The following is a 4,479-nucleotide window of genomic DNA, read 5'->3' on the forward strand; positions in this document are numbered from 1 at the left end:
GCCAGATTGAATTTCAGGCTGTGGCAATGTTTCTGCTTTTTGCCCTTGAGGTAAGTTGCCGGCAATTCGTTCAGACAGTTCGAGTGCCTGTTTCGGGCTGAGTTTGCCAGTAATGGCAATATTCATATTTTGCGCCACCAAAAACTGATCACGAAATTTTTTCAATAATTCTGCATTAATTTTCTTGGTGCTGCCTTGGGTGCCGCTGATTGGTTCTGCATAAGGGTGCTGACCATATAAAGCGCGATAAAAACGGATATCCATCAGTCGGCTTGGGTTTTCCTGCAGCTGTTTTTGTCCCACTTGGGTATTACTTAAAGCCAGATTAATGCTGGACGGTTTAAATGACGCATTCTTAAGAACCTCCATCAGCATGCTCAATGCGGGTTCCAGTTTTTCCGGGTCTGAAAGCGTACGCAGACGGACCACAAACATGTCCCGATAGGCTTGTACGCTGAATTGTGCTCCGGTTTGGTCAAAAACTTCCGCCACCTGATTGGCGCTATATTTGTCGGTTCCTTCACGCATCAACTTGGCTGCCATATTGGATAGGCCATATAGACCTTTGGTAATTTCCTGATCACGGGCCGAACCGGCATTAAAGGTCAGCTGGATATCTACCATGGGAAGATCCTGCGTTTCGACAAACAGCGTGCGTACCTTGTAGCGATTGTTCAGATCATGAATATAAGGCGCCTGAAAATCCCGTTGCTGATTAATATTTTTTAAGCTTTGTAGCAAGGGGATAGACTGTAACTGAATCGGATTATCATTTTGGTCAGGTTGAGGGTCCAAATAGTTTTCTGCATAGGTAGCCGAGTTAAGACTTAAAATTGAAATAAGCAAAAATGGACGAAGTTGAAGCATTATAATCCCCGTTGCTGGGTGTTTTGTTCAGGTGAGAGATAAAGCGTGCTGAGATTTTCACGGACAAAATAGGCGTTTGCGACGCGCTGGATATCCTGAATACTGACACTTTCAAAGTGTTTCGGTAATTCATCCATCAGGCGATAACTCAAGCCATTGACCTCCAGATTGCCAATCATTTTGGCTTGTCCAGCAATATCATCCTGGCTATAAATCAAATTGGAAATAAAGCGGGTACTGATACGATCCACTTCCTGTTGGGTTATGGCGGTAGTTTTGAGTAAATCCACTTCATCCTGAATTGCTTGTTGTGCCTCTTGTAAAGAGATACCCGGCGCAGGTAAGGCAGAAATACCAAACAGGCTGTCGCCGCGATTATAGGGATCATAAGAAACGCTGACAGAGGTCAGAATTTTACGATCACGTACCAAACGGTCTTGCAGGCGCGAAGAAATGCCACTGTCCAAAAGACTGCGAATAATGGTCAAGGCATACGCATCTTGGGGGTTTTTGGCAGTGCTGAGGGATTTTACATTCCAGGTCATGTACAGATTGGGCACCTGAACATTGCTATTAATTTCCATATGTCGATAGCCCAAACGCTCAAACTCCAGTACGTCATTGCGCGCCGGTGTTGGACGTGCGGGAATGTCAGCAAAATATTTTTGTACCTGAGCCAAAGCAGCTTCAGATTCTACATTCCCCACAATCACCAGAATGGCATTATTCGGACTGTACCAATCCCGGTACCATTTTTTGACATCATTCAACTGAATATTATTCAGAGTTTTCATGTGTCCAATCACCGGCTGGCGATAATGACTGGTCGGATAACTGACCCATTTAAACCGTTCAAATGCTTGCGCCCGCGGATTGTCATCGGTACGCTGGCGCCGTTCTTCCATGACGACTTTAATTTCTGGCTCGAAGTCCTGCTGCCGCAATAATAAATTGCTCATACGGTCAGACTCAAGTTCCAGGGCCATAGGAAAATAGGCCTTAGGATACAGCTGATAATAATTGGTGTAATTGGTAAAGGTGGCCGCATTGATACTGCCGCCATAAATCCGGCTCAGACGGGTAAATTCGTCATTTGGCACTTTATGAGTGCCTTTGAACATCATATGTTCAAGCGCATGTGATACCCCCAGAATATTTCCGGATTCATCACTACTGCCGACTTTGTACCAAATTTGTGTCATTACCATGGGCGCACGATGGTCTTCCCGAATAATGACTTTTAAACCGTTACTTAAAGTGGTTTCAAAAGTAGTCCGTGACAATTCGCTTCGGGTTTGTGCCTGAACCGAGTTAAAACTCAGGCTAAGCAAGACTGCTGCACCGAGTGGATAAAGCGTCTGTTTGATCATTTGCGAGAAAGAGGAGATAGTCAAAAAGGTGATGAACACTAGATCTCCTGAAATAGGCGTTTGTATTTAGAGTTATTTTTAATAAATGCGTGCTTGAAAGCAACCGAGAGCTGTAGCTTTTTGGTATGTTTGTCCAGCATTTGCATTGCTAGCTGCAAAGCAGGCAAGTTATGGTAGAATCTGGGTTTTTAACGCAATGCTTTTCAAGGATTCGGCATGCAACAGCAATCTAATGGGCAAAACAAATTTTTGATTGATGCTGATATCGGAGATGATGATGTCACATTACCGAGCTTACCTGCGGTCAATGTGCCTATCGTAGAAACGCCAAGCGAAACAGCTGTAGTTTCTGCACCTGTCGAAACAGAAACCGAAAATGAAGATTCTGCGGCGAAAGGTGGCTTCTTTAGCCGTATGAAAGTGGGTTTAACCAAAACCCGTAAAAACCTTGCCGATGGGATGGTAAATATCCTGATCGGTGGTAAAGAAATTGATGATGAATTATTAGAAGAAGTCGAAGAGCAGCTTCTGGTGGCCGATATCGGTGTGGAAGCCACCAAGACCATTATCGCTAACCTGACTGAACGTACGGCACGTGGTGATTTGATCTATTCGCATTCACTCTATAAAGCGCTTCAGGAAGAACTGGTGGCTTTATTGGCACCACGAGTAAAACCGCTACACATTGATCCGAATAAATCGCCTTATGTGATTCTGGTGGTTGGTGTGAATGGTGTCGGTAAAACGACTACCATTGGCAAGTTGGCAAAACGTCTGCAAGGTGAAGGCAAGACCGTCATGTTGGCAGCAGGTGATACTTTCCGTGCGGCTGCAACTGAACAGCTACAGATCTGGGGTGAGCGTAATAATATTGCGGTTGTTGCTCAGGGTCATGGTGCTGACTCAGCTTCAGTGATTTTCGATGCTTTTGAAAGTGCGCGTGCCAAAGGTGTAGATGTATTGATTGCAGACACAGCGGGTCGTTTGCATAACAAAGGCCATTTGATGCAGGAATTGACCAAAGTAAAACGTGTGATGCAGAAAATTGATGCCACTGCGCCGCATGAAGTGATGTTGGTGGTCGATGCCGGTACTGGCCAGAATGCCATTAATCAGGTCGAGATGTTTGATGAAGCGGTAGGCTTGACGGGTCTGACCATTACCAAACTTGATGGTACTGCCAAAGGCGGTGTCCTATTTAATATCGCCAGTCGTACTCATGTGCCGATTCGCTTTATTGGTGTCGGTGAAAAAATTGATGACTTGCGTCCATTCTCTGCCAAATCTTTTGTTGCTGCATTATTTGAAACTGAAAAATAAATAATGCGCAATGCTTCACATAAACTCCGCCAAGTGCGGAGTTTATTGTTTTTAGCCAGTTCGAGTGTTGTAAAAACCGACAGTAAAACCACCACTAAATCTGCCTATCTTAATAAAGGCCTTATAATTGTAGGGGATTCTCTAAGCTGATTTGGCTTGTTTTTTGTGGGGTAGAAAATGGCATTGCTAAATAAGATTGGTCAGGTATTAACAAGCGATATAACCAAGGATTTTAAATTTTCAAGAAAAAATAAACTGAATGATGATTTAGAACTGACTTTTGTCGATCAATTGAAAAAGCGCCGTAGTATCGATCAACTCGGTAAGCGGGTACATTATAGTCAGGCTTATCTTGGCGAAATCATTCAGGAAGCAGTGCGCAGTTGCCCTTCGGCTTATGATTCTCAAACTACGCGCATTGTGGTGTTATTTGCAGATTCTCATCATCAATTCTGGGAAATTGTGAAACAGGTACAGCGTCAGTATATGCCGGCACATATTTATGAAGGGGTTGAAATCAAGTTGAATCAATGTGCTGCTGCCTATGGCACGGTTTTGTTTTATGAAGATCAAGCCGTGATTCAACAATTGCAAAAGAAAATGCCATTAAATAGTGAGGATTTTCGAGCGTGGTCGGAACAAACTTCCGGTATGGCGCAATTTGCTGTATGGACGACGCTGGCAGATTCTGGCTTAGGGGCATCCTTACAGCACTATAATCCACTGATTGATGAAAGGGTCGCTGAACATTTTGAGATTGAAAAGAGCTGGTTGTTACGAGCACAACTTTGCTTTGGATCAATTGAACAAACAGTAGAAGAAAAATTACAAAAGCCGGATCAGCAACGTTTCAAAGTATTTAATTAAAATTTTATAGAGAACTTTATATGTGACAGCATGGAAGCTGCGGATAAAATCAGAT

4 protein-coding genes are annotated in these 4,479 nt (G+C 43.6%); 2 read left to right on the forward strand and 2 right to left on the reverse strand.

Annotated elements, in window-relative coordinates; translation table 11 throughout:
- Window positions 1-867 (reverse strand): M16 family metallopeptidase (locus ACNPNW_RS11420; RefSeq protein WP_448766978.1); only part of this gene is annotated, 867 nt, incomplete at its 3' end.
- Window positions 867-2,276, reverse strand: coding sequence for a M16 family metallopeptidase (locus tag ACNPNW_RS11425; RefSeq protein WP_448766979.1), 1,410 nt, complete (start codon window positions 2,274-2,276; stop codon window positions 867-869). The genes ACNPNW_RS11425 and ACNPNW_RS11420, both read right to left, overlap by 1 nt.
- A gap of 177 nt (window positions 2,277-2,453) precedes the next feature.
- Here ACNPNW_RS11425 and ftsY point away from each other — a divergent pair, with 177 nt between their 5' ends.
- Window positions 2,454-3,557 (forward strand): signal recognition particle-docking protein FtsY, encoded by a 1,104-nt coding sequence (gene ftsY / locus ACNPNW_RS11430; protein WP_004278679.1) that lies wholly within the window; start codon window positions 2,454-2,456, stop codon window positions 3,555-3,557.
- 177 nt (window positions 3,558-3,734) lie between these two features.
- Complete coding sequence (locus ACNPNW_RS11435) at window positions 3,735-4,424, forward strand: nitroreductase family protein (protein ID WP_253173212.1); 690 nt, start codon at window positions 3,735-3,737, stop codon at window positions 4,422-4,424.
- The last annotated feature ends 55 nt before the right edge of the window (window positions 4,425-4,479 follow it).

This window comes from Acinetobacter endophylla (assembly GCF_053543775.1).

Coding starts and splice junctions, on each gene's coding strand:
- ftsY (WP_004278679.1), top strand. CDS start 2,454: ATGCAACAGCAATCTAATGGGCAAAACAAATTTTTGATTGATGCTGAT.
- ACNPNW_RS11435 (WP_253173212.1), top strand. CDS start 3,735: ATGGCATTGCTAAATAAGATTGGTCAGGTATTAACAAGCGATATAACC.